2 protein-coding genes and 1 pseudogene are annotated in these 1719 nt (G+C 55.4%); all 3 read right to left on the bottom strand.

Annotated features, from left to right (window positions below):
• Nucleotides 1–262, bottom strand: a 262-nt coding sequence (locus tag QZ326_RS13205) for a PrgI family protein (protein ID WP_295746111.1), incomplete at its 3' end; no start/stop codon positions are given.
• 12 nt (nucleotides 263–274) lie between these two features.
• Nucleotides 275–1009, bottom strand: a complete 735-nt coding sequence (locus QZ326_RS13200) for a hypothetical protein (RefSeq protein WP_295746108.1) — start codon at nucleotides 1007–1009, stop codon at nucleotides 275–277.
• A 242-nt stretch (nucleotides 1010–1251) separates the two neighbouring features.
• Nucleotides 1252–1574, bottom strand: a pseudogene (locus QZ326_RS13195) (hypothetical protein); the annotation flags it as partial.
• Nucleotides 1575–1719 lie beyond the last annotated feature (145 nt).

Below are 1719 nucleotides of genomic sequence, written 5' to 3'. Positions count from 1 at the left end.
GCAGCTCCGAGCGGATGACGGCGAGGAGGAACTTTTCAAAGGTCATGCCGTTGTAAGTGAAAAAGCCGCACAGGGCGAAGGGGAACGCCGCCAGGACGCAGATCCAGCCGATCTCCCCGCTGCCCACCACATTGCGCAGGCCGAAATACAGCCCCACCGCCACCAGCACAGCCAGCAGGGCGAACAGGAACTGCCGCAGGGACAGGCCGAAGAACAGGCTTTCCTGATAGTCCCGGACTTCTTTGTTGATGCGGACTTCCAATGAGGCCACCTCCTATCTTGTCATATTCTTCTTGGACTTTCCGCTGTTCTCCCGCCGTTTGGGCTGCAGAGATTTTTCCCAGCGGAAATTGTACTTCACGGAGACACAGTCCCGTTCTACATCGAAAGTGACGTGCGCCGCAACAGCGGGACAGCGCTCAAAAATGGCGGACAGAGCTTCTGTCATCTCAGGCCAGCGCGCAGTCATGATCTTCTGCCCCTCATGCGGCTCCATTCCGATTCTTCCGTCAACAGCAGCACATTGTAACGCCTGTGTCACGGAGACACCCTGCTGCCCGGCGTATCGCTTCGCGCAGGAAAATACTTCCTCCGGCTCAAAGGTTCCGAATTGTGTCGAGTAGAGAGCCTGCTTTTTTCCGCCCTCGATCACCGTGCAGATTGCCAGTGGACTGGCCTCGCCCATCACCTTTGGCGTGTGGAAGCACATCAGATAGCCCTGCTCCGCCATTTGGGACATACGGGCCGGGGTATCTCCATTTTGCAGAAAAACGGCGGCGGCGACCATCTCTCCCGGCAGCGCGGCGGAGCCGTGACAGATGATCTCATAGGCGCTCTGCAGTACGCTCCGGTCAAAATTCCGGGCAATGAAATCAAAAGCGGCGAGGATGCTCTGCGGCCCCTCCTCATCCATGGTGTCCAGCCCCAGCTCGTAAAGGTTGGCGGTTGTCTCCGGGGAGGGACAGGGGATCATTGCTTGGATCTGCTGTTCAAATTCTTCTTTTTTCATACACTCTCCTTCATTGCAAGAATCGGCAGACAGACCGTTGCAAGGTCCGCCTGCCTATGGTAAGATGCCACAAACTATTTCAGAGGAGGTTGTGGCAACGATGTTTATGATTTTAGGCATCGGGCTGTCTATGCTGCCCATCCTGTTCCGTCTGGCCCGGAAACTCCGCTTGGGTATCCCATACTCTACGCAGTCCTGATGCTCACCGCGTTCCGCGGCTGGTATCAGGCACGCACAGCCCTGGCGGGCGGCGTGGAGGCGAGGCCCGAGAAGATCACACAGGCTGGCACGATCATACAGCCCTCCAAACAAACGGCGGCATAACTTTTGAGAAAACTTTTTCCAATACAGCTTGAAGAAGCGTCCATAAACGCTGAGGATTATTACAAAGGACAATACCCAGATAAAAAGCCCCCTAATGAGCGTTACTGCCCACAGGGGGATGCTCTCCAGGAAGCCCGCGTTCTCGATGATGGTCACCATCTCGGCAGGCAGGGTGGTATTGGTGAGCACCGACAGCCCGGAGGCTGTCATTGATGGTGGAGATTATCCCCTGGGCCACCTTAATCTGGCGGTAGTTGAAGTTATATTCATGGCAAAGCAGAAACCGCTGTCGCTGGATTTCAGGGAGGACTGAAATAGTCTTGCGGAGAAGTTCTCGCTGTTCTGCGTCAAAAATCAATTCCTCAACACTTTTGGGCACTCTGAAC

Origin of the sequence: uncultured Oscillibacter sp. (assembly GCF_910587525.1) — a bacterium.
In the GTDB taxonomy this organism is placed as follows: domain Bacteria; phylum Bacillota; class Clostridia; order Oscillospirales; family Oscillospiraceae; genus Oscillibacter.
The sequence above is the reverse complement of the archived record's forward strand: the minus strand, read 5'-3'. Positions and strand labels throughout refer to the sequence as shown.